The organism is Parabacteroides sp. CAG:2, from assembly GCF_000436315.1.
Lineage (GTDB): Bacteria > Bacteroidota > Bacteroidia > Bacteroidales > Tannerellaceae > Parabacteroides > Parabacteroides distasonis.
In genome coordinates, this window is sequence record NZ_FR885328.1 from 191,453 (window position 1) to 216,808 (window position 25,356).

A 25,356-nucleotide genomic window follows, 5' to 3' on the forward strand; every position below is an offset into this window, starting at 1 on the left:
CGCCCCGTCTCTACAACTGGGTAGTATCAATTAAACTATATAATCACTAATGATACCACTGATGAATCGGCCACTTGCGTGGCTTCTGGGCCTATTGCTCACCGCCTGTTCCCCCGCTGGGGAGCAGGTGCGTGAACGTAGCTCATGGAATGACGATTGGAAGTTTGCCTTGTCGGATAGCGTTCAGGATTATTCATCCCCGGACAGCGATGATTCCACTTGGCGTATCTTATCCTTACCGCATGATTGGAGTATCGAGGGGGATTTCTCCCTCGACAACCCGTCTACCCCGGGTGGCGGTGCGCTACCGGGCGGGATTGGTTGGTACCGAAAGACATTTACCCTGCCGGAGACGGATCGGGATAAGGTTATCTATGTGGATTTCGACGGGGTCTACCGGAATAGCGAGGTCTGGATCAATGGTCATTCGCTGGGATTCCGCCCGAATGGTTATGTATCGTTTCGTTATGACTTGACGCCTTATTTGAGGTATGGAAGCCAACCGAACGTGATCGCCGTGAAGGCGGATAATAGCGAGCAACCGAACTCCCGCTGGTATTCCGGCTCCGGTATCTACCGTAACGTATGGTTAGTAAAGGTGAATCCGGTGCATGTGGACAACTGGGGCACTTTCGTGCATGATATGAAGATCTCATCGGAGGAGGCCACATTCGCCTTGGAGGTGAGAATAAGGAATAGCTCGGAGGCGGATAGGGAGGCCGAAGTCTCTACCTCTATTTACGATGACCGTAATAAAGTTGTTACGGCATCCGTAACAACTCTGTTACGGGTACCGTATACGCCCTGTTACGACACCCGTATGCGGGAGGCATCTGTCGATCATCAGTTCTCGATCCCAAATCCCAAGCTTTGGAGTCCCGATTCTCCCTCGCTCTACACGGCCGTCACGGAAGTGAAAGTGGCCGGCAAGGTGGTAGACCGTTATGAGACGGTATTCGGATTGCGTACGTTCCGTTGGGATTCCGCTACCGGCTTTTATTTGAATGATAAGCCTTTGAAGATAAAAGGGGTTTGCCTGCATCATGACTTAGGCTGTCTGGGTGCCGCCGTGAATACACGGGCTATCGAGCGCCAGCTGCGGATCATGAAGGAGATGGGAGCGAACGCGATCCGTACCAGCCATAACGCCCCGGCACCCGAGTTGCTGGATCTTTGCGATCGTATGGGGCTTCTGGTACAGGATGAGTCTTTCGATATGTGGGAACGCCGTAAGTCCCCGTACGATTACGCCCGGTATTTCGCGGAGTGGCACGAGCGGGATTTGACGGACGAGATCTTGCGTGACCGGAATCACGCCTCTGTTTTCATGTGGAGTATAGGCAATGAGGTGCTTGAGCAATGGAGCCATGCCGACGCTACCGAGCTGGATCTGCAAGCGGCGAACCTGATCTTGAATGCCGGCCATGCCATCGATCCCGCTTTGCTGAAGGATACGACCCTTAGCCGTCAATCCTTGATCACCCGTCATTTGGCGGGTATCGTGAAACGTCTGGATACCTCCCGGGTCGTTACCGCCGGCTGTAACGAGGTAAACCCAGCGAATCATCTGTTTCGCTCGGATGCCTTGGACGTGCTGGGCTTCAACTACCATGAGCGATATTTCGAGCCGTTTCTCCGGAATTTCCCCGGAAAGAAACTGATCGTGAGCGAATCTACCTCGGCCTTGATGACCCGTGGCTATTATGAGATGCCGTCCGATCATATTTATATCCGTCCGGAATCGTGGGACAAGCCTTTCGAGGCTCCCGAGCATGTTTGCTCCTCTTATGATAATTGCCATGTACCTTGGGGCTCTACGCACGAGAAGACTTGGCATCTGGTGAAGACGCTTCCGCATGTATCCGGCCTGTTCGTCTGGACGGGTTTCGATTACTTGGGAGAGCCTACCCCCTATTGGTGGCCCAGCCGGAGCAGCTTCTTCGGTATCGTGGATCTGGCGGGTTTCCCGAAAGATGTATATTATATGTATAAAAGCGAGTGGACGGATGAACCCGTATTGCACATTTTCCCGCATTGGAACTGGAAGGTAGGCGAACCGGTGGATATCTGGGCCTATTATAACAATGCCGATGAGGTAGAACTATACCTAAATGGAAAGAGCCTAGGCGTACAACAAAAAACGGACAGTACCTATCATGTCTCTTGGCGTGTGCCTTTCACGCCCGGAACCTTGAGAGCCGTCTCCCGCTTAGGGGGTAAGGAGGTCTTGGTGAAAGAGATCCATACGGCAGGAGAGCCGGCCCGTTTGGTCTTGACACCGGATCGTAGCGTCATCCAAGCGGATGGCTCGGACCTATCGTTTGTAACCGTAGATGTATGCGATATCGATGGTAACCGGGTTCCCGACGCTACTCCATTGATCCGTTTCTTCGTGGAGGGCCCGGGTGAGATCGCCGGAACGGATAACGGAGATCCGAACGATCCGAACAGCCTCCGTAAACCGAAACGGCAAGCCTACTACGGAAAAGCCTTGGTCGTGATCCGGAACAAGGGCGGACAAGGCGACATCCACTTAAAAGCCATAGCCGAGGGCTTACCCGAGGCGACGGTAACGATTCAAGCGCAATAATAAACCTATAAATAAAGAGGAAATGAAAAAGATAATAGGCGTGATCGCTTGCGGGCTATTCTTGAACGCGGCTGCCGCGAGCTCGCAGGTCACGGATAAAGAGAAGGTACAAATGGAGAAACGTATCGAGAAACTGATTAAGAAGATGACCTTGGAGGAAAAGGTCGGGTTGTTGCATGGTAACTCAAAATTCTATGTTGCCGGAGTAGAGCGTCTGGGGATTCCCGAGTGGAGCTTGAGCGACGGGCCTCACGGGGTACGTGCGGAGATCAATCGCCACGATTGGGCGTATGCGGGTTGGACAAATGATTCCGCCTCTTATTTCCCGACCGGCACGGCTTTCGCCGCCGCTTGGAACCCGGAGTTGGCTTATCGCCGGGGCGAGGTGCTGGGCGAGGAGGCTCGCTGGCGTAAGAAGGATGTGTTGCTGGGCCCGGGCGTGAATATCATTCGCTCCCCGCTTTGTGGCCGTAACTTCGAGTATATGAGCGAGGACCCTTATATGAACTCCGTATTGGCGGTCGCTTATATCAAAGGCTTGCAGAGCCGTGACGTGGCTTGTAGCGTAAAGCATTTCGCCGTGAATAACCAAGAGACAAACCGTACGACTGTCGATGTGGAATGTAGCGAGCGTGCCTTGCGTGAGATTTATTTACCCGCTTTCAAGGCGGCCGTACAAGAGGGAGGTGCCTTGACGGTAATGGCCGCTTATAATAAATTCCGTGGGGAGTTCTGCGCGGAGAATAACTACTTGGTTCGCAAGATCCTTCGGAATGAATGGGGATTCGATGGCGTATATGTAACCGATTGGGGAGCCGCTCATAGCACGGTTCCTTCTATGGAGGCCGGCTTGGATCTGGAGATGGGCACGCTGATCGATAAATATGAGGATTGGTATTATGCCAACCCCTTGATCGAGGCTGTTAAGTCTGGTAAGATTCCTATGAGCTTGGTGGACGAGAAGGTGGGCGATGTCTTACGTGTGATGATCAAGACGAATGTCTTGGACCCGAAAAAACGTTTCGGCCCCGGCTCCATGAATACGAAAGAGCATCAGCAAGCCACTTACGATGCGGCTGCCGAAGCCATTGTCTTATTGAAGAACCAGAATAATCTTCTCCCGTTGGATTTCTCCTCGATCAAGAGTCTGGCGGTAATTGGCGATAACGCTACCCGCAAACATTCCAATGGTGGCTTGAGTTCCGAGATCAAGGCGGTTTACGAGGTAACTCCATTAGAGGCGCTTCGTGCGAAATGGGGCGATAAGGTGGATATCCGTTTTGCCCAAGGTTATGAGAAGCTATCTACTTTCGTGGAGGGAAGCAATAATGGGCAAAGCTCTGGTACTTTCTCTTCCAAGACACAGGAAAGCGATGCGTTATTGAAAGAGGCGGTAGAGGTTGCCCGCACGAGTGACGTGGCCCTTTTGGTTTGTGGTTTGAACCATGATTATGATACCGAGTCGTTCGACCGTCTGAATATGGATATCCCTTACGGACAGGTTGAGTTGATTCAAGAGGTGGTAAAGGCGAATCCTCGTACGATCGTGGTCATGATCGCCGGATCGCCGCTGAATATGGCCGCCGTGGATATTTGTTCCCCGGCTATCGTTTGGGCTTGGTTCAACGGCATGGAAGGAGGAAATGCCTTGGTGGACGTATTATCCGGTAAGGTGAATCCGAGCGGGAAGATGCCGTTCACCACTCCCGTGAGCTTGGATCAATCTCCGGCGCATGCGTTGGGCAACTTCCCCGGCAGGGATTTGAAAGTGAATTATGAGGAAGATATCTTGGTAGGTTACCGCTGGTTCGATACGAAGGGGCTTCCGGTCGTTTATCCGTTCGGTTACGGCTTATCCTATACGACATTCGACTATTCCAACCTGAATACGGATAAAGAGACGTACGATCAAGCGGATACGATCCAAGCGACTTTCACCCTAACCAATACCGGAGACCGTGAAGGAGCTGAGGTGGCCCAATTGTATGTAAGCGATCCGGTTTGCTCCGTGATGCGTCCGGTCAAGGAGTTAAAGGGCTTCAAGAAGGTATTCCTTAAACCCGGCGAGAGTCGGCGAATCACGTTGGACATCCCCGTATCCTCTTTAGCTTTCTATAGTGAGGCACAAAGCCAATTCGTCGTAGAACCCGGCGAGTTCATCCTCCAACTAGGAGCCTCCGCCTCAGATATCAAGCAGAAGATCAGCGTGGAGGTGAAATAACTACCCAGTTGTAGAGACGGGGCGTGCCCCGTCTTCCACAGACTGATAGTATTCTTTAGTTACTATTTTGAAGGGATGAGACGGGGCACGCCCCGTCTCTACAAATAGATATTGAAAAATAACCGCTAGGACATTTTTCGTTACATTTCCTTGAACAAGAGCGCATCTATAGAGTTATATCCATATAATAACAATATAATTAAAGATGTGCTATGAACTCTCTACAAAATCCATTGAACGCTAACTATCCGCAAGATGTTACCCAAAAACCGGGCGAGAATGCGGTTTTCATTGTCTATGCTCTAAAAGATCTCCCCGACACGATTGATAAGGTAAAGGACGTGTGCGCTAATTTCTCCGCTTTGATACGTAGTATGCGCAATCGCTATCCTGATATGCAATTCAGTTGTACGATAGGATTCGGGGCGGATGCTTGGAAACGCTTCTTTCCGGAGCAAGGAAACCCCAAAGAATTGCAACCGTTTGAAGAGATCAAAGGAGTTAAGCTTACGGCTGTTTCTACCCCCGGGGATTTACTATTCCACATCCGCTGTAAGCAGATGGGACTGTGCTTTGAGTTCGCCTCCATTATAGACCAGAAACTGCGAGGTGTCGTGGAATCGATCGATGAGACCCACGGTTTTCGGTATAGAGACGGTAAGGCGATTATCGGTTTCGTGGACGGTACGGAGAATCCTGCCGTGGATGAAGACCCCTATCGTTTCGCGGTAATAGGCGATGAGGACCCCGAGTTTATGGGCGGAAGTTATGTATTTGTGCAAAAATACATTCATGATATGGTGGCATGGAATGCGCTTCCAGTGGAAGAGCAAGAGAAAGTCATCGGTCGCCGTAAATTCAACGATGTTGAGCTATCAGATGAGGAAAAACCGAAGAACGCTCATAACGCCGTGACGAACATCGGAGACGATCTGAAAATAGTCCGTGCTAACATGCCATTCGCCCATACTTCCAAAGGTGAGTACGGTACCTATTTTATCGCCTATGCCAGCACGTTCAGCACCACCCGACGAATGCTGGAGAATATGTTCGTCGGTGATCCCGTAGGCAATACGGATCGTCTGCTGGACTTCAGCACGCCGATAACGGGAACTCTTTTCTTCGTTCCGTCGTATGAGTTGCTTGATAAGTTAGGGGAATAATTATTTATCCATCCTTAACTATCTAGTTAACAGACTTCCGCAGTGCCAATCATTTTCCATATCGTGGCATGTCAGTGCCATCAGCGTGGCATAGTTGTGCCTTCCTTATGGCAATGGTGTGCCACTAGGATGGCACAGTCGTGCCATCATGATGTGCTTATCTTTTAATGAAAGGCTTGTTGACTGATAAGGTTGGAGTTACGGATAACAGAAGTAAACCGCCTATTATCAATACTTCAAATATCCATAGCGGTTATATAGTGTTGGGAGTGTAGACGCGTGTTGTATGTCGTTTGCGGATTTCAACCCGGATTTATGAAGTTAACTTACTTGGTCATTTAAGTTAGCTTACTTTGCCAATGAAGTTAACTTACTTTGCCGTTGAAGCTAACTTACTTTGAAATGTTAGTTAACTGGTAACTTTTTACCTAAAAAAGCCATTTGGCAATGTACCTAATCTTTTTTGCGCTATAAAAGTGTTTTGTAAGGTCATTCCATAAACTTTAGGGTAGTAGTCTTCGTACTGTTTGATGGATTGCCATCTTGATTTTTTCCTTAATAATCAATTATAATTAAAGAATATATCATATATTTGCCTAGCTAGTAATTAAGACAGAAAAGCAAAAGGTAAAAGCGTAGGTTTTTATCTACTTATTCTTTCTTTGTTGGTAGTAAAACAATGATAAAATAGAAAACGTATGGATTATCATAGACTAAAATATTTTTAATACGTATATTTGCGACAATAAAAGGCTTTTAAGTTAGAAGCCTTGTGTTGCGTGCGATATTTGTGCGAGTTGACAAAAATCGGCCAAATTTTTCGAGACACTCAATGCACAGAGAAAGCCCCGCAACCCTTTATAGATATACGTGTTATCTATGCTACTGTATAGTATAGATAGATTATTGTATACAGATAAGGGGGGCGTGCGGCTGATTTTATTGAGTGTTGAGGCTTGGCCGAGCCTTTGTCAACAATATTTTCAGCCAATCGCCCTTTCTTTATTTTATAATGAAAGGCCAGCTCTTCAATATAACGCCAAATAACGCCCTTTTTAAAGATAAATAGTATAAGTTTTACTTTAATCAAATAGTTATGCCTGAGTTTATTACTATTGAAGAAGCCGCTCGTATCACCGGCTTTCCATCTGAAGAAATCCAGCAATGGGCGATATCTAAAAAAATAACATCTTACGTCGTGAAGCAAGGTGTTCGCCTAGTCGATCTGACCAATTTACGTGAATTTATTTCCCATATCGAGCGTATGGGAATACAAAAGCTATACCTACAACTTATCATCCAAGACAAGGAAGAAGAGATAAACGAGATCATCTCCCAATTCGATGATTACCTTTTCTGCCTGCGATCCCTTAAAAACATTTCTCCCCTACTTAAACTCATTATCGCCGAACTATCAACATTCATACACGACAAGAAAGACCGACTTATCTTTACGGAAATAACTTCCGGAGCCAAGATAGAAGACGTAGCCAAACGTTGTGGTATATCCTACGACGGAATCTGTCGCCGATATAAGGTCATATCGCTCCGCTTGCAAGAAAACATGGGCTTCCTGACCGAATACAAGAAAACAATCACGAACCAAGACCTTGAGATAGAACGTCTGTGGATAGAGAACAGGAACATGGAATACGAATTGAGAAGATTATATAAAAAGGCGCTCCAAAACGGTCTATGTATCGAATCTCCCCGATCACTTACCCCCGTTCCCTTAAATGCCGCGAAACGGATATGCCAACCCATTACCCGTCTCACCTTAGCGCCCTATATCCGTAAATGCCTTACAACCTTGAAAATAGAAACCATAGAAGATATTCTACGTTACGCCCTCAAAAACGGACTCGACTCTTTATTAGACCTTCCCGGCTTTGGCGCTCTTGGTTTGGCCCAACTGAAATTCCAACTCGAAAAGCATAAGATAATCGATAAAACCGGACATTCCGACCTTTATCAATATATCATTTGCGAAGCGGATAATTAGTGAGGACATTCTTTGTCCTCAAGTAGAATTTAACTAGATTTCAAGGATACTCATACTGTATTTACATTTTTTTGTATATTTGCGATATGTAATGATGCTTGTTTATATTTGGATATTTATTAGTAACCTTGTACTTGGTTCTGATGAGACCATGTCTTGTTTATAATATAAATATCTAAATAACAACCATCTAGTTCGTTTTTTCTTTAGTTCTCCACTGCCATCGGTAATTTTACTATTTAGTTATCCGCTGATTATCTTTATCTTATCATTCATATCATCTACACTAACCGACATAGTTTCATCAGAACTCATGTATATGAAAACTGCAAATATGCAGAAAGGAGATAAGATTTGTATGGCGTGGATATGTAATATATATGTAATATGAAAGTGGATGGACATTTGCTTATAGATCTGAAGAATGGAGATGAAAAGGCTTTTGAGACTCTATTCTGGAAATATAATGAGCATGTATATCATTTTATTTACTCATTACTATATGAAAAATCTATGGCAGAGGACTTGACCCAAAACGTTTTTCTTAAGATTTGGGAGAAGCATGAGACGATAGATGTGGAGCAAAACTTTGACGCCTATCTATTCACCATCGCCCGTAACTTAGTTTATAAAGAGACAGAGAATCGGCTACTCTCCGAGAAACTGACGGAAAGCCTACAACGACAGCTATCAGATGTTGATTCGCTTATGGAAGAGCGAATTGATGCGGAGTCTTTACGGGAATATATTAATAGCTTGATAGAAGAATTGCCGTTGTCCCGTCGGGAGATATTTCGTTTGAGCCGTCATGAGCATTTATCCTATAAAGAAATAGCGGAACGCCTCTCTATCTCTGAAAAGACTGTGGAGACACAGTTGAGTAGGGCTTTGCGTTTTTTGCGAGATCGACTTTCTTCTGATGGCTTTCTTTGCCTTATAACACTCTTTTTATAGTTAATAAGCATTAAATATCTTGTGGTTTGTAGGGGTAGATAGTTTTATCGGATATACGTATGTATATGATTGGAGTGGAAAATGTATTTGTCGATTGATTACGGATATAAGACTATTCAATATTTGCGTGACAAACGATGATAAAGAACTAATAGCCTTGGGCTGGGATGATGATTATCATCTGTATTGTTTTGATCAGTCAAAGGTTATGTCGGTTTGGTAGTGAAAAACATTTACTCTATTGAAAATCCTTTTCGTAACCGTACATGCGGAAAGGAACATCGACCGTTTACTTATGAAGGCGGAAAATAAGTATGATATTAATTTGTGTTAAATCATGGATCTCTCGATTTTTTTGTGTAAGGGTAAAGCTCTTCTTCGGGATATACTTATTACACGATGAGAAAAACGTATACACATATCGAATTATTGGATCGCTTTATGAGTGGTAAGACTTCACCGGAAGAAGAGCGAACTCTTTTGGCGTGGTTTAGCGATTCCGATCATAAGGAAGAGATCATGGCTTTTTATATGTCTAGATGGGAAGAATCTTCCGGGAAAAAGCTTCCTCCTAAGCTACAAGGACAGATGTTCTGTGAGATTAAAAAGCGGATAAGACAAGAGAAGAAAACTTTGGAGATAAAGAAGAAACCGCATACCTTATGGAAGTGGCTTTCTTATGCGGCGGTGGCATTCGTATGTATAAGCCTTGGAATTGGTTCACATTGGTATTATATGAGACAGGTTCCATTATCCGATCCATTGGATTATGTGGTGTCAGCAGATAATGGGCAACGTGCTAGCGTGGTTCTGCCTGATGGGACGAAAGTATGGTTAAATTCGCATACTAAACTTAATTATAAGAGTGATTATGGCGTGAAAGAAAGATCAGTTTCTTTATCTGGTGAGGCTTATTTTGAAGTTTCGAAAGATACATTGCGCCGTTTCTTGGTAAATGCGGGGGATATGGAAGTCGAGGCGCTAGGCACAGCTTTTAATGTGAAGGCGTATGAGGAAGATGACGAGGTGGTTACGACCTTGTTTGAAGGCAGTGTACGAACAGTGGTTGGAAAAGAGTTTGTGATTCTGTCTCCGGATGAGAGTGCGGTTTTTAATAAGTCTAGTCATATATTATCTGTTAATCACCCGACAAATGCTTCTTATGCCCGTCTTTGGCGTACGAATGAACTGGCCTTCTCTGGCGAGTCGTTGGAGGAGATCGCGGTATTGTTGAATCGAATGTATAATGTTGAAGTTCGTTTTTTGTCCAATAAGATTAAAGGCTACAGTTTCTCGGGGGTGATCCGGAATAATAGTCTGGATAATGTATTTGAAATAATAAGCCTTACGGCTCCGATTACGTATGTGTCGGTAGGTGATACTATTTATTTAAATGAGAAATAGAAAGTTGAGTGTTAACCTAATAAAGAAGAAGCCTATGAGATGAGCTAGATGATTGTAGTAAAAAAAGAAGAAAGGCAAGGCCCTTCTTCCTCTTAAGCAAAATCACTTGTATATAATATCTTCAAGGAAATAACTAGCCGGTTATAAATAAGATAGAATATGTAAATGATTTGCTTGTAAAGTTACCTGTTTAAAATCTATGTATTATTAAAAAACTTTTAAAAATGAGTAATTTCAAGCACTCTTTTTTCCGGACACTTTTGTATGCCCAGTTATTGTCGGGCTTTTCCGGAGTTGCGATTGCCGCCCAGATATCGTTGTCGGTAAAGGATAGACCGATGCGGGAGGTTATTAAAGAATTAGAGGAAACGACTGAATATCGTTTTTTCTATAATGATGGGATCAAAGGTCTGAATTCTCCGATCTCTGTTGACGTGGAAGATGCGGATATTAATGCTGTAATGGATGCGATAGCAAAGCAAGCGAATGTGGCTTATGTATTGAAATCGGGTCATCAGATCGTTTTATCATCGGTAAAAACTGTTCAGCAACAAGGTAATAAGAAAGTTACCGGTACGATTACAGACCCGAAAGGGGAACCAATCATCGGGGCGAATGTGGTCGTGAAAGGATCTACCAATGGTACCATCACGGATATAGATGGCCATTTCTCTATTGAGGTAACTCCGAATGCGATACTTCAGGTTTCTTATATTGGTTATGTGGCTCAAGATGTTCCGGTAGGCAATAAAGATAATTTGGTTATATCTATTCATGAGGACACGCAGAAGCTGGATGAGGTAGTCGTGGTGGGTTATGGTTCCCAGAAAAAAGTGAATTTGACCGGTGCGGTAGAGCAAGTGACTAGTGATGTATTCGAGGGGCGTCCTACGGCTAACGCTACTCAGATGCTAGAAGGGGTTGTCCCGAACTTGAATATTTCCTTGTCTGATGGTAAACCGGGGCGTACGGCGGATTTTAACGTACGTGGCGCCGGTTCTATCAATGGGGGTAGTGCTTTGGTGTTGATTGATGGTGTGGAAGGAGACCCTTCTATGTTAAATCCGAATGATATTGAGAGTATTTCCGTATTGAAGGATGCTGCCGCTTCCGCTATTTATGGCGCACGTGCTCCATTTGGCGTGGTTTTGATCACGACGAAGAACGCTACGGAAGGTAAGCCGAAGGTGACATGGTCTTCTAGCTATTCATTACAATCACCACAGAATGTGCCGGATGTAGTTTCCGATGGTTATATTTGGGCAAAGCATTTTTATGACGCTTATTTTAATTACAATCAAGCGAATCCTTCCGGTATCAACAAGACACAGCAATTTTCCGTGGCTTGGCTGGATGAGTATAAGCGCCGTCATGAGACGGGCGATTTCGGGACGGTGATCTCTGATGGCTCTATCGGTACAAAAGGCCGTTATGTGTATTATCCGGAAGGAACCGACTATTATGATCTGATGTATAAGAAGAGTGTCTTTGCGCAGAATCAAAATCTTTCCATCTCGGGTTCCGACGGGAAGTTTGATTATTATTTGTCAGGACGTTTCTATAGTTACGATGGACTTTTCGATAGCGATGAGCAAACGGATAAGTTCAAGACCTATAACATGCGTTTCAAGGGAGGTTATCAGTTAACTCCTTGGTTGAAGATCAACAATAACTTTGAGTTTTCCCATAATAAATACTACAATCCGATTACCTATTCGGAAGGATCTGGTGTGGTATGGAGAAATATCGCAGACGAGGGACACCCGTCATCGCCACTGTTCAACCCTGATGGTACGATGACTTATTCTGCCGTCTATACCGTAGGCGATTTGCTTTATGGACGTAGCGGTATTACGACAAAGAACTCCAACTTAAAGAATACTACGACATTCAATGCTAAGTTCTTGGGTGACCGTTTGCGTGTGAATGGTGATTTCACGTATCAACAGAAGACGCAAGAGAAGACCAAGAAACAAGTACGTTCACCGTATGCACGGTCGGTTGATGCAGATGGGGAAAGCCAGATCGAACATATTACGGGTACCTATTCCAATTTGGCAGAGACAACTGATCATACGAACTATCTAGCAACGAACCTTTTCGCAGAGTTTGAGGAAACTTTTGCCGAGAAACATTATTTCAAGGCCATGGCTGGATGGAATTACGAAAAATCTACTTTCAAACGCATCTATGCTTATAATGATGACTTGTTGACGGACGACGTGGACAACATGAATTTGGTGATGGGTACTGATAACCGGAGTATTACCTCACAATGGAAGGCTTATCAGTTTGGCGGCGCTTTCTTCCGTTTGAATTATGCCTTTGATGATCGTTATCTGTTGGAGGTAAACGGACGTTACGATGGTTCCTCCCGCTTCCCGAGTGATGAGCGTTGGGCTTTCTTCCCCTCGGCTTCCGTGGGTTGGCGAATCTCGCAAGAACCTTGGTGGAATGTTAAGTCCGAACATATCTCTAACGCTAAGGTCCGGTTTTCTTGGGGCTCTTTGGGCAATGCGGCCGGATTGAGTAATTATCAGTATATCCAGACATTGGGTATCAGCAAGTCTGATTATATTCTTGACGGTTTGCGGCAGAATTATATGTCATCTCCGGCGGCTCTTCCCGGCAACTTGACGTGGGAAACCGCTACGACGTATGATATAGGAGCGGATTTAGGATTCTTTGATAATCGTTTGACCGTAAGTGGAGATTATTATATCCGTAAAACAACTGATATGATCGTGAATGGTCCGACCGTGCCGGATGTGTTCGGTGCTTCTTCTCCGAAAGGTAATTATGCGGATATGTCTACTTATGGCTATGAGTTGTCTTTGGAATGGAGAGATGGATTTGATTTAGCTGGTAAGCGATTTAATTATAGCATCAAGGGTACATTGGCAGATTACTATTCAGTGATCGATAGGTTTAATAATGCGAATAAGTCATTGAGCGAGTATGCGAATCAATCACTCGACAAGAATTATTATGAGGGGATGCGTATCGGTGAGATTTGGGGATTTGTATCCAATGGTTTGTGGCAGGACCAAGCCAGTATCGATGCGGCTGAGGCTGCCGCGAAAGCTGCGGGACAATCCTATTATAATCCGCTCATGCAAACATCGAAAACCTATAAGTTGTATCCGGGTGATATTAAGTTTGAAGACTTAAATGGCAACGGTTATATTGATCGTGGACAGAATACGGTAGATGATCCGGGCGACCGTAAGATCATCGGTAACGAGGAGCCTCGTTATATTTATAGCTTTACGCTTTCTGCCGATTGGAACAATATCTGGGTGAGTGCTTTCTTCCAAGGAGTGGGTAAGCAGGATTGGTATCCGTCTAATGAAGCCTCTACGTTCTGGGGGCAATACAATCGCCCGTATAACCAGATGCCTTCTTGGCATGTGGGAAACTATTGGACTCCTGAGAACCCGGATGCATTCTTGCCTCGTTACGCTGGTTACTATGCGCCTTTCTATGGAGGTCATAAGAACGCTAACACGCGCTATTTGATGAATGCGGCCTATCTACGCTTGAAGAACATACAGGTTGGCTATAATTTACCGTCGGAATGGATTAAAAAATTGCATTTGACAAATGTGGGAATTTACCTTTCCGGGGAAAATCTCTTTACATGGTCTCCGCTTTACAAGTATTCCAAGGATGTCAATGTATCGAATATCGGTGAATCGGATAAGGACTTGACCTCCAGCAATAGTGGTGATGGATATAATTACCCGATGATGAAGTCGTTCAGCATCGGCCTGAATGTTACATTTTAAAGAATAGGAGATTATACGAAATGAAAAAGAATATACTATTAAGCGGTCTGGTGGCACTTTTGGCTGTATTTTCGGGGTGCGAGATGAATGAGGAACCAAAGTCGGAGGCTTCTGTGGATATGGTGTTTAGCTCCGAGAATGGTTTGAAGACGTATACGTACTCATTTTACAATGTCTTGCCTTCCCGAGGAAGCGCTTTCCGGCGTGATGCTACGGCAGATTATGGGGTGAAAAATTCCTTGGGTGGTATGGAGGTTGGCGCTTATACTACGAATAGCGCGACGAGTTGGTCATGGTCCGCTCTTCGTAATATAAATTTCTTTTTGGAGAATAACGTGAATGAGTCACTAAGCACGACTATCCGTGACAATTATAATGGTATCGCACGCTTGTTCCGTGCTCGCTTCTATTTTGATAAATTGGTACAATATGGCGAGGTACCTTGGATTGATAAGGTATTTAACGAGGCTGAAGACCCGGATCTTTATAACCCGCGTGATACACGTGATGTGATTATCGGGCATATCTTGGAGGATTTGGATTATGCGTATACGAATATATTGGAAGAGGATGTCACGCATAATTCAACGATCGTAAATAAATGGACAGCTGCCGCTTTCAAATCTCGTGTTTGCTTGTTTGAGGCTGCTTGGCGTAAATACCATGCCGCTGACCAATTGGATATCGCTCGTACGGGATGTACGGAATATTCGGCCAAAGATTTATATAAACTAGCGGCTGAGGCGGCTAAGGAAGTTATGGATAACGGACCGTACAAACTTTATACTTCGGGTGCTTATAGCGATGGCCGTGGAGCGTATCGCGAACTTTTCATTGCCGATAAGGCCGTTACCACGGAGGTAATGATGGCTATCGAGACTGACAAGGTGTTAGGACTGGGTGAGCAGAATTGGTGGTATAATTCCTCTACTTACGGACCACACTTATGCATGAGCCGTAAATTTATGCTGTCATACTTGAATGCGGATGGTACGCCTTATGTCGAGAAAAAAGCGGATGGAAGCTATAAGAATTTCGTGGAGGAGACAACAGGACGTGATACCCGCTTGAACCAGACGATCCGGGGAGCGGATTATACCCGCAAGAATGCTTCTGGTGTTTATGAGCCGACCGCGGCTAATTTTACGGGACATACATTGACGGGATATCAGTTTACGAAGTTTGCCATGGATGACGTGGCTTACGATGATGCGGCTACGAATGATAATGACATTCCTATCATGCGCTATGCTGAGGTTTTGTTGAACTATGCTGAGGCTAAGGCTGAATTAGGCGAACTGACTGATGCGGATTGGGCGGCTACGATAGGTGCGCTTCGTTCTCGTGCGGGAATTACGGGAGGCACACCACAGACAGGTACATTGACAACCCGTCCGTCATCCGCAGAGCCTTATATCGCTTCTTATTACCCGACGATCTCTGATCCTTCCTTGTTGGAGATCCGTCGCGAACGTGGTATTGAACTTTGTCTGGAAGGTTTGCGCCTAAATGATTTGAAACGTTGGAATTGTTGCGATCTTTGGGTGAACGATCCTTGGGAAGGTATCTTTATCCCATCACTTAACCAACCGTTGGATGTGAATGGCGATGGTAATTATGATGCCTATTTCTATGATACGGATAAGATCGCTGATGAGAAGTATGCTGCGATTGGTGTCTATGTGGGTACAAATAAGAGTAATGTGCTTAACGTGAAGCCGGTTCAAGGAGGTTATTTGATGGAGTATAATTACGCCGGACGTAGCTGGCCGGCTCGTCAGTACTTATATCCGATACCGGAGGTAGTAATTCAGTTCAATACGAATCTAAGCCAGAATCCGGGCTGGTAATCAAGGGGGTATCATGAGAAACTTAATTATAGTGTTTATCTCTTTATTTACTTTCTGCATAGGGATATCCGGACAACAGAAGTGTAAACTGAACGTGGGTAGTTTTAACCTGCGGTATGATAATGAGGGGGATAAGGATGATTCATGGGTACACCGCAAAGACATGGCGGTATCTTTGGTTCATTTCCATGATTTTGATGTCTTTGGGATTCAAGAAGGGTTGATTCACCAAGTGAAGGAATTAGTGAAAGATGATACGTACACGTATGTCGGCGTAGGCCGGGATGACGGAAAAGAGGCTGGGGAACATGCCGCGGTTTTATTTAAGAAAGATCGGTTTAAATTATTGGACTCAGGAAATTACTGGCTGTCGGAGACACAGGATAAGCCTTCTTTTGGCTGGGATGCGCAATGCCGGAGGGTTTGTTCTTGGGCGAAGTTGAAGGATAAGGTTTCGGGAAAGGAATTTTATTTCTTCAGCGTTCATTTTGACCATATCGGTAAGGTGGCACGTCATGAGTCTGCTTTGATAATGTTGGCTAATATTAAAAAGATAGCGGGGGATTCCCCTGCTATCTGTGTAGGTGATTTCAATGGTACGCCGGATTCTGAGCCTATACAAATACTGAAATCCGATGGTTTACTGTTGGACTCACGGGAAATCTCAAAAACACCACCCTATGGGACGGTAGGAACGACAAACCAATTCAATTTGAATGCCCCGATGAAAAACCGGATTGACTATATTTTCGTCACTAAAGGTATTCAGGTAAATAAATATGGGACTTTGAACGAGTGCCAGTATGGGCATTTCTCTTCGGATCATTTCCCGATAATGATAGAGGCAGAGTTCTAATTTATTGATGTGGATTTAATTTTATGATAAAAGGTATGAAGAAGCTAATTTATTCTTTTTTATTTGTCCTTTGTTCCGTATTTGCGTTACAAGCGGAGTCAATGGTAGTAGCCACCTATAATTTGCGTAATGCGAATGCGGGAGACTCGACGAATGGGAATGGCTGGGGACAACGTTATCCCTACATTGCCCAATTGGTGCAGTTCCATGGTTTTGATATCTTTGGGACTCAAGAAGGTAAATATCATCAGTTGCAAGATCTAAAGAATGCGATGCCCGGTTATGATTATATCGGGGTAGGACGTGATGATGGTAAGCAAGCTGGTGAATATTCTGCCATATTTTATCGTACGGGAAAGTTCGAGGTGCTCGATCATGGGGACTTTTGGTTGTCTACGATAACCGATCGCCCTAATAAGGGATGGGATGCCGTTCTTCCCCGTATTTGCACATGGGGTAAATTTCGGGATAAACAAACCGGCTTTACTTTCTTGTTCTTTAACTTACATATGGATCATATTGGTGTACAGGCCCGTGCGGAAAGCGCGAAACTTATCCTTAAGAAGTTGAAAGAATTTCCGGAGAAGCTACCGGCGATTCTAACAGGTGATTTTAATGTGGATCAACATAATGAATCCTACTTATTACTGGACAATTCCGGTATTATGCGGGATTCTTATCAGATAGCGGATTTCCGGTATGTACCCAACGGCACGTTTAATGCCTTCCATGCGGATCGCAAAACAGACAGTCGTATCGATCATTTATTCCTTACGAAAGAGTTTGATGTGAAAAAATATGGTGTCTTGACGGATACATATCGTTCGGAAGCGAAAGATGCGAAGAATGAGCAAAATGCGAATTTTCCGAAGGAGGTCTCCATGCAAAAACATGTAGCTCGTGTTCCATCTGATCATTTCCCTGTGATGATTGTAGTAGAAGTAAAATAATTCAAACATAAGATTCATGGTAAAAGGGAAGTGTCGTGAGATATTTCCCTTTTTATTTGCTGGGGAGTAAAAGGGAAGATGATCTTATATGAAAAGAATGATAAAATAATCAATCAAATAATAATTTTCCTACTTTTGCGTCACAGGAGATTTGTGGAAAGGCAGGATTAATTTCTTGTAAAATATCCTTCTGAGATCTATTTCAACTGAGTCTCGGCAAGACTATGGTTTTGTTGATAAACTGTAAATTATTCTACCACATATATTTATAATCCAGTTCTCCTTTTCCTGAAATCTCAGATCTCTTTACTAAGCATCTTTTTAAACTTCGGTTACAAACTGAATTTGTTCGCTTTATATCTTCGTTCTTCTTTTTGTTAGCCATAGTCTTGCCGAAACTCTTTTACCTGTAAAGACGATTGTGAATATTCATGATAAATGAAGATTATATGCAGGAAGTTCATGCCGATAAGGTCTTAATGCTAGCGATCGGAAATAATGATTATATCAGTTATAATAAACTGTTTGATCGTTATTACGGGCGTCTTTGTCAGTATGTGTATAGTCTATTGATGGATAGAAATGATGCGGAGGATGTTGTTCAAGAGCTTTTCTTGAATTTATGGAAAAATAGGGGGAGAATAGAGATAAAGGAAAATGTATCAGGATATTTATATCGGATGGCTAAACATCTGGCCTTGAACTTTATCCGATCAAAGGTGCAGACGGGAAGTTTATCAGAGAATCAAGACTTATTACTTCTATCCTATGAGGATAATCAACTGGAAACAGAAGAGTTTAGGATCGCTCTTTATGATTGTATAGACCATTTGCCGGGTCGGAGTAGAGAAGTGTTACTTCTTCACAGGGTAAAAGGGTTGAAGCAGAAAGAAATATCGGAGAAACTATCTATATCCGTGAAAACAATTAAAAATCAAATATGGATGTCTTTACAGAAGTTGAAGGAATGTCTGGAGATGAAGGAGGTATAAAATAATGAGAAAATTTTCAAGGTTCGTATAGGACCTTTTTTTATTTGTGGTGTCATTTAAATAAAGACTAGACTCATGGAGAAGAAAAAGCAAATAGGAGAACACATCGTTGACCATTTATCGGAGAGGATGAATGAGGAGATCGTGGATCCGGTTCTGGATGAATGGTTGGCTGAGGATGAGTCTAATCAAGAAGATTTTAAACGGTATAAAGAGATCTGGAAAGAAACAGGCTCTTATCTGGAGCAAGAAACTTTTAATGCTCAATACGCATGGGATAAGATCGATCGTATCAATAAGAAGAGATATAATAAGCGGAAACGCTTGGTGAATATCGGATATATTATTTCAGGAGTGGCAGCTACTTTATTGCTTGTCCTTGGTTTTTCGAAAATGGGAGTATTTGATAAACAGCCGGAAATGTTGGTTCGAATGACCGCTGATTACGGAAGCCGATCGGAGGTGGTCTTGCCGGATGGTTCCGTTGTTAAGCTGAATTCTGGATCTGATATTACGTATTCCTATAACGCGAAGGAGAAGATCCGGGAAGTGAATTTCCAAGGAGAGGGCTTCTTCGATGTCTCGAAGAACAAGATACCGTTCGTGATCAAGATGAACAATGGATTGCGCTTAAAGGTACATGGTACTTCTTTTAATTTGCAAGCGTACACGGATGAAAAAACAGTTGAAGCCTCGTTGGTGGAAGGTTGTATCGAGCTGGATCATGGGAATGAGAAATTACTAATGAACGCCGGAGACATGGCGGTTTTCGATAAGCAAACCAACCGGATGAGACCGGTATCGGGCGTGTTATCTCATTCGTACAGTTGGCTGGAAGATAAACTCTATATGGATCATATGCCGCTAGCTTCCGTCTGTAAATATCTGGAGAGGAGGTACGATGTAACCATCCATCTTCAAAAGGATTTGGGGAATAGCATACATTACGATGGAGTCATACAGGAGGAAACCATAACGGATATATTGGGTGTACTATCCCGATTGAGTGATATAAGTTATAACGTGAAAGGAAAAAATATAAGTATAACCTCTAAATAAAGTCTGCCTATGAAGTAAAGAACAAGAATCGCATGAATACACATGAAAAACGGGAAATGCTGGAACATTCCCCGTCATCTTTTTGATCATTAAAATTAGTGCTCGTAACACTAGTGTTAACAAACAATCGAATTACAAATATATGAATTTTTGGAATATAGCAAGGCCGGAAGAGTCTCCGGTCCTTAAAAAAACTTTGTCTATTATGAGATTGACGACATTATTCTCTATCGCATGTTCACTTCAGATCTCGGCCTCTGTCTATTCGCAAGAGACAAAGTTGTCTTTGGACGTTAATAACCAGACAATAAAAGAGGTTCTTTTCAGGATAGAGAAACAGTCTGGCTTCCGTTTTATCTACGAGAGCGAGAAGGTTAACCTGAATAAAAAAGTATCTGTACATGTGAAAGAGCAGACGGTGGAAACCATTTTGAAGCGTCTTTTTGCAGGGGAAGGCGTAAAGTATGAGATTACGGAGAATAATTTCATCTTGATTAATCCCTCTACAAAAAACGAGAAAACTGCCCCTTCCTCACAAGCCGTTTTGCAAAAGAAGAATTTAGTGCAAGGTGTAGTGACCGACGAGAATGGAGAACCTATTATCGGTGCGAACGTAGTTGAGAAAGGTACTACCAACGGAACGGTTACGGACCTTGATGGAAAGTTTACGATAGAGGTATCGGAAAACGGTGTCCTTCAAATCTCTTACATCGGATATGCCATGACGGAATTGCGTCCCAGCAAGGAAGCGAATTTGAACGTGAAGTTACGGGAAGATGCCTTGCAGATGGATGAGGTTGTGGTTGTCGGTTACGGTACGGTAAAAAGAGCGAACTTGGGTGGTGCCGTATCTACGGCCGACGCAAAAGCGTTTGAGTCTCGTCCGGTTCAGAATGCGGCTCAGGCTTTGCAGGGAGAAGTACCTGGCTTGACGATTACACGTACCGGAGGCGCTCCGGGTTCGGACATGACCATGAAGGTTCGTGATGTCTCTTCTATCAACGGTGGTACTCCCCTTGTTTTGATTGATGGAGCGGAGGGAAATATTAATATGATCAACCCTTCCGATATCGAGAATATTTCCGTATTGAAAGATGGTACGGCCGCTATTTACGGTGCTCGTGCCTCGGATGGTGTTATTCTGGTGACAACGAAAAGTGGTAAGCGCAATCAGAAGACATCTGTTGCTTTTGATGCATATTACTCTATTAAGACTCCTGCGTTGTTAAGGAAACCTGCGAATCTATTACAACATGCGGAGATGGCCTTGGAGATCACGGATGGATCATTCACTCCAGAATACACGAGAGACCAATTGGAATTGATCCGGCAGAATAGTGATCTGGTATTGCCCGATGCGGAATGGGGGCGTTGGACCGGTTATCCGCAATTCTTCAAGGATCAAGACTGGAATGATATGCTTATTGGCAATGGTAATATGCAGAATTACAATGTCAATATCTCCGGCGGTGGAGAGAGATACTCGTATATGTTGTCTTTAGGCCATCAGCGTGAGGAAGGTATCCCTAAATTTGGTGAGGATGTGAACAAGCGTTACTTCGTACGTGCTAAATCGAGCGTCGAGATCTTCAAGAACTTGACTTACGATCTTAATTTAGCTTATGAGGCAAGCAACAGGGACTATTCCTCGGGTTTGACGGAAGGACAAAATATATGGGAGCTGATTTATAAGACTCGCTCTTGGACTCCGATGTACAATCCGTCAGGAACTTTCTATACATTCGAGGGATTTGATAATCCGGCCCAAGTATTGGAAGAGGGAGGTATGGTGAATAAGACTACAGGTAATATAACGGTCAACAACCAATTACGCTGGAAAGTGATCGACGGATTACAATTGGTGGGGCAAGCCGTGATCCGTAAGTATGATCAGGATGAGAACGTGACGAACAAGAAAATCATCAATTACGATTGGGATAATAACGAGGTTCGGGAGAAACGTACGCCGAATAGTGCGGAGCGTCGTTACCAGAAAACTTTATCCAAGAACTTCACGCTCTATGCCGATTATAAAAAGAACTTCAATGACCGGCATGATTTAAGCGTGATGGTCGGTACTTCCCATGAGTCTGAGAACTATGATCGGTTCACGGCGAAGCGTATTAACTTCGACCAACAAGAAAATATGTCTTTGCAATTGGGTAGCGCTCAAGATCAAAACGCTTGGAGCGAGGGAAATCAGTGGACGATTAATTCTTTCTTTTCCAGAGTGAATTATACGTTTGCCAATAAATATGTCATCGAAGGAACGATCCGTGCGGATGGTAGTTCCCGCTTTGATCCGGATCACCGTTGGGGATGGTTCCCGGGTGTAAACGCGGCTTGGCGTGTCGGAGAAGAGGGTTTCATGAAACGGTTAGGTTGGTTCGAGGACTTGAAGGTAAGAGCTTCTTACGGAGAGATGGGTAATCAGTCCGGTATCGGATTGTATGATTATATTCAATTAATCTCTTTATCGAACGATTATTATCCTTTCGGGACTGGCGTGAAAGGACAAATGGCTACGTCTGGAAATATTATTTCTACCTCTCGTACATGGGAGACGATCCAGACAACCAATGTGGGATTTGATTTCTCGACGCTCAATAACCGTTTATATGGATCGTTCGACTACTTCTGGAAAGAGAATAAGAACATGCTTATCCCGAAGACCTATCCTTCTATGTTAGGTGCGGACGCTCCGAGCACGAACAGCGGCCATTTAAGTATTCATGGATGGGAAATCTCTCTAGGCTGGAGGGATCAGATCAAGGATTTCAGCTACTCGGTTCGCTTTAATATCAGTGACGCGAAAAACAAAGTCGTGGATCGGGTTGGAAGTAACCTGATCAAATTAGGTAATAACGAGACTCCGACCGGATATCCGTTGAATTCCTATTTCGGATATGAATTTGATGGAATCATCCAGAATGAACAAGAATTGGAGGCGTATAAATCTCGTTTCTCAGAAGGAGGTATCCCGGGTGACTTGAGCGTAGGTGACGCTATGTACAAGGACTTGGATGGAGACGGGAAGCTATCCGTATTAGGTGATGGTAAAGAAGGCTCCGGTGACGTGAAATACTTGGGTGACAAGAACCCTCGTTATAATTTCGGCTTTAACCTGAGTATGGCTTGGAAGGGATTCGATCTGAGCGCCTTTATACAAGGAGTCGGCCGTAGGACGATGTTCTTGGAAGGGGAGAGCCGGTGCCCGATGCCAGAGGCATGGTATCAATCCGCCGAGTATTGGTATGGAAAGACTTGGACCCCGGAAAGAACGGACGCCCAGTATCCGGCGATCACGTTGAAGGATAAACGAAACTACAATTATTATGTATCTACGAACACGAAGTTTAACGTTGCGTATGCTCGTTTGAAAAACTTGCAGTTCGGTTATACGATCCCGCAGACTTTGACCTCGAAGGCCGGTTTGCAGAAGGTGCGGGTGTATTTTTCCGGCGAGGATTTATTTGAGGTACATAACACGCCAAATGGTTGGGACCCGGAGGAGAACAGCGGTAGCATTACCTCCTATCCGTTTACCCGTAATTATTCATTTGGTATAAATGTCGTATTTTAAAAATTAAAGCGAAAAGTCATGAAAAACTATCGGATAATATTGGGAAGCTTTATTGTTTCCGCTTTGTTCTTGTCAAGTTGCCAAGATATAGACCTGTTGCCAAAAGATAATATGCCGGACGAGCTATTCTGGAAAACCCCGGATGATTTCGAGAAAGAGGTCAATTGGCTCTACACACGTACCGAGACGTTCGGCACGAAGGATACGGATAGCGATATCGCCTATGAGTTGAACGAGAACACGACGAGCAACGGTACGTTGATCGCCCCGAATACGGATGCCCTATGGGACTCTACTTTCATAGACCTGCGTCAGAGCAATATGATTATCGAGAAGAGCCAGACGTACGAGGGCGATCCCTCGGAGATCGAGCGGTATGTGGCTGAGGCCCGTTTCTTCCGTGCTTACTCGCATTTTCGGTTGATGGCGAAATACAACGATATCCCTATCTTGACGAAGGTGCTTACCGTAGATTCCCCGGAGTTGTATGGTTCTAGGAATAAGCAACAGGAGGTGGAAGACTTCATCTTGTCGGAACTCAACGAGGTGTATTCTAAACTACCCTTGCAAAGTGAGTTAAGCTCGGATGAGGCGGGACGTGTAACCCAAGGCGCTGCCTTGGCGTTGAAAGCGAGGGTTGCCTTGTTTGCCGGGACGTGGGCGAAGTATCACCAGCACCGTTCGGACTATCAGCAGTTGTTGCAACAAGCGATCGATGCCGCTACAAAAGTGATCGATAGTGGTGAGTATGCTTTATATGAAGGCTCTGGTGAGGAGAGCTACCGCTACTTGTTTATCAATGCGGGCGATAATTCAAAAGAAGGTATCTTCGACAGTCGGTACGAGACGGATATCCGCCACCATAGCGACGCATGCCCTGTATATTGGGGATGGCGAGGGACGCCTACCCGTAAGCTGGCAGATATGTATTTGTGTAAGAGTACGGGATTGCCAATTGAGAACGCTAATTCCGGATTTGAGGGATATGCCACGATCAAGAGCGAATACGAGAATCGTGATCCTCGTATGAAACAGACCTTCTTGATGCCCGGAACCGACTATATCAGTCCGCAAGACGGCGCCTTGACTTGCCCGCCGCAATTTACCATACGTCCCGAGACACGTACGGGTTATAAGTTGTGGAAATATATGGCGGAGACTTCCGTTCCTTCTGACAAGGATGTATATGATTATCACATCATCCGTTATCCGGAGGTATTGCTGATATTGGCTGAGGCCACTTACGAGAAAGACGGGGCGATCAGCGATGACATCTTGAACAAGACGATCAATGTGATCCGTTCCCGGAAAGGCGTGGAGATGCCTCCTTTGACCAACGCTTTCGTGAAGAGCAATGGGTTGGATATGCGGACGGAGATCCGTCGGGAACGTACGATCGAGTTAGCGTTCGAAGGCTTCCGCAGGGATGATTTGAGACGTTGGAAGACGGCTGAGACGGAATTGATAGGTGCCATAAAAGGTATTAAGCTGAAAGGTTCGGAATACGAGAACTTGGATGTCTTGAACGAGGGAAATCCCGGTTTGACAGACGAAAATGGTTTCTTGATTGTGGAACCGGCGGAGAATCGTAACTTTGTGACCCCGAAGCATTACTATTATTCCCTTCCGTTGGATGAGTTGTATCTGAACCCGAACTTGGCTCCGAACAACCCGGGGTGGTAGGGTAATGCCTTATATTCTGGTAAAAATGGCCTTGCACTGGTGTAAAATGCCTTTTTAGATCTAAGAAATGGCTTTTCACCCTCGCGAAGTACCTTTTAGATTTCTAAAAACGACTTTGCGCTTGTGAAATGCCATTTTTAGGTTTAAGAAATGGCTTTGCACCCTTGCGAAATGCTTTTTAGATCTCTAAAAATGATTTTACACCGGTGAAATGCCATTTCTAGAATATTTTATGAGAGTAAATGAATTTAAAATTGAATC

14 protein-coding genes are annotated in these 25,356 nt (G+C 44.3%); all 14 read left to right on the forward strand.

Annotated elements, in window-relative coordinates:
* Positions 1-61: 61 nt before the first annotated feature.
* The 14 genes from QVP94_RS16890 (at position 62) to QVP94_RS16955 (ending at position 25,095) form a co-directional block, all read left to right on the forward strand.
* Positions 62-2,590, forward strand: a complete 2,529-nt coding sequence (locus QVP94_RS16890) for a glycoside hydrolase family 2 TIM barrel-domain containing protein (protein WP_022193055.1) — start codon at positions 62-64, stop codon at positions 2,588-2,590.
* A gap of 22 nt (positions 2,591-2,612) precedes the next feature.
* A complete protein-coding gene (locus QVP94_RS16895) occupies positions 2,613-4,811 on the forward strand; it encodes a glycoside hydrolase family 3 C-terminal domain-containing protein (RefSeq protein ID WP_022193056.1) in 2,199 nt (732 codons plus the stop codon).
* 212 nt (positions 4,812-5,023) lie between these two features.
* Positions 5,024-5,974, forward strand: coding sequence for a Dyp-type peroxidase (locus QVP94_RS16900; protein ID WP_005860205.1), 951 nt, complete (start codon positions 5,024-5,026; stop codon positions 5,972-5,974).
* Positions 5,975-7,070: 1,096 nt separating this feature from the next.
* A complete protein-coding gene (locus tag QVP94_RS16905) occupies positions 7,071-7,976 on the forward strand; it encodes a hypothetical protein (RefSeq protein ID WP_022193057.1) in 906 nt (301 codons plus the stop codon).
* 387 nt (positions 7,977-8,363) lie between these two features.
* Positions 8,364-8,930, forward strand: a complete 567-nt coding sequence (locus QVP94_RS16910) for an RNA polymerase sigma factor (protein WP_005860201.1) — start codon at positions 8,364-8,366, stop codon at positions 8,928-8,930.
* A 399-nt stretch (positions 8,931-9,329) separates the two neighbouring features.
* Entirely contained in the window at positions 9,330-10,334 is a 1,005-nt protein-coding gene (locus tag QVP94_RS16915; RefSeq protein ID WP_011967150.1) for a FecR family protein, read from the forward strand.
* 224 nt (positions 10,335-10,558) lie between these two features.
* On the forward strand, positions 10,559-14,122 hold the full coding sequence (locus QVP94_RS16920; protein WP_005860198.1) for a SusC/RagA family TonB-linked outer membrane protein: 3,564 nt from the start codon (positions 10,559-10,561) through the stop codon (positions 14,120-14,122).
* Positions 14,123-14,142: 20 nt separating this feature from the next.
* Positions 14,143-15,972 carry a RagB/SusD family nutrient uptake outer membrane protein gene (locus QVP94_RS16925; RefSeq protein ID WP_005860196.1) on the forward strand — a complete coding sequence of 610 codons (1,830 nt, stop codon included), beginning with the start codon at positions 14,143-14,145 and terminating at the stop codon, positions 15,970-15,972.
* 13 nt (positions 15,973-15,985) lie between these two features.
* Entirely contained in the window at positions 15,986-16,828 is an 843-nt protein-coding gene (locus QVP94_RS16930) for an endonuclease/exonuclease/phosphatase family protein (RefSeq protein WP_005860194.1), read from the forward strand.
* 35 nt (positions 16,829-16,863) lie between these two features.
* Positions 16,864-17,778, forward strand: coding sequence for an endonuclease/exonuclease/phosphatase family protein (locus QVP94_RS16935; protein ID WP_005860191.1), 915 nt, complete (start codon positions 16,864-16,866; stop codon positions 17,776-17,778).
* 449 nt (positions 17,779-18,227) lie between these two features.
* Complete coding sequence (locus QVP94_RS16940) at positions 18,228-18,770, forward strand: RNA polymerase sigma factor (RefSeq protein WP_005860189.1); 543 nt, start codon at positions 18,228-18,230, stop codon at positions 18,768-18,770.
* 75 nt (positions 18,771-18,845) lie between these two features.
* The gene (locus QVP94_RS16945) at positions 18,846-19,829 is read left to right on the forward strand and encodes a FecR family protein (protein ID WP_005860187.1); all 984 of its coding nucleotides are present in this window, start codon (positions 18,846-18,848) and stop codon (positions 19,827-19,829) included.
* Between the two features lie 142 nt (positions 19,830-19,971).
* Positions 19,972-23,412, forward strand: a complete 3,441-nt coding sequence (locus tag QVP94_RS16950) for a TonB-dependent receptor (protein ID WP_022193058.1) — start codon at positions 19,972-19,974, stop codon at positions 23,410-23,412.
* An 18-nt stretch (positions 23,413-23,430) separates the two neighbouring features.
* Entirely contained in the window at positions 23,431-25,095 is a 1,665-nt protein-coding gene (locus QVP94_RS16955) for a RagB/SusD family nutrient uptake outer membrane protein (RefSeq protein ID WP_008779011.1), read from the forward strand.
* The last annotated feature ends 261 nt before the right edge of the window (positions 25,096-25,356 follow it).

Excerpts from the sequence above, each read along its gene's own strand:
- QVP94_RS16890 (WP_022193055.1), top strand. The coding sequence starts at position 62 with ATGAATCGGCCACTTGCGTGGCTTCTGGGCCTATTGCTCACCGCCTGT.
- QVP94_RS16895 (WP_022193056.1), top strand. The coding sequence starts at position 2,613 with ATGAAAAAGATAATAGGCGTGATCGCTTGCGGGCTATTCTTGAACGCG.
- QVP94_RS16900 (WP_005860205.1), top strand. The coding sequence starts at position 5,024 with ATGAACTCTCTACAAAATCCATTGAACGCTAACTATCCGCAAGATGTT.
- QVP94_RS16905 (WP_022193057.1), top strand. The coding sequence starts at position 7,071 with ATGCCTGAGTTTATTACTATTGAAGAAGCCGCTCGTATCACCGGCTTT.
- QVP94_RS16910 (WP_005860201.1), top strand. The coding sequence starts at position 8,364 with ATGAAAGTGGATGGACATTTGCTTATAGATCTGAAGAATGGAGATGAA.
- QVP94_RS16915 (WP_011967150.1), top strand. The coding sequence starts at position 9,330 with ATGAGAAAAACGTATACACATATCGAATTATTGGATCGCTTTATGAGT.
- QVP94_RS16920 (WP_005860198.1), top strand. The coding sequence starts at position 10,559 with ATGAGTAATTTCAAGCACTCTTTTTTCCGGACACTTTTGTATGCCCAG.
- QVP94_RS16925 (WP_005860196.1), top strand. The coding sequence starts at position 14,143 with ATGAAAAAGAATATACTATTAAGCGGTCTGGTGGCACTTTTGGCTGTA.
- QVP94_RS16930 (WP_005860194.1), top strand. The coding sequence starts at position 15,986 with ATGAGAAACTTAATTATAGTGTTTATCTCTTTATTTACTTTCTGCATA.
- QVP94_RS16935 (WP_005860191.1), top strand. The coding sequence starts at position 16,864 with ATGAAGAAGCTAATTTATTCTTTTTTATTTGTCCTTTGTTCCGTATTT.
- QVP94_RS16940 (WP_005860189.1), top strand. The coding sequence starts at position 18,228 with ATGCAGGAAGTTCATGCCGATAAGGTCTTAATGCTAGCGATCGGAAAT.
- QVP94_RS16945 (WP_005860187.1), top strand. The coding sequence starts at position 18,846 with ATGGAGAAGAAAAAGCAAATAGGAGAACACATCGTTGACCATTTATCG.
- QVP94_RS16950 (WP_022193058.1), top strand. The coding sequence starts at position 19,972 with ATGAATTTTTGGAATATAGCAAGGCCGGAAGAGTCTCCGGTCCTTAAA.
- QVP94_RS16955 (WP_008779011.1), top strand. The coding sequence starts at position 23,431 with ATGAAAAACTATCGGATAATATTGGGAAGCTTTATTGTTTCCGCTTTG.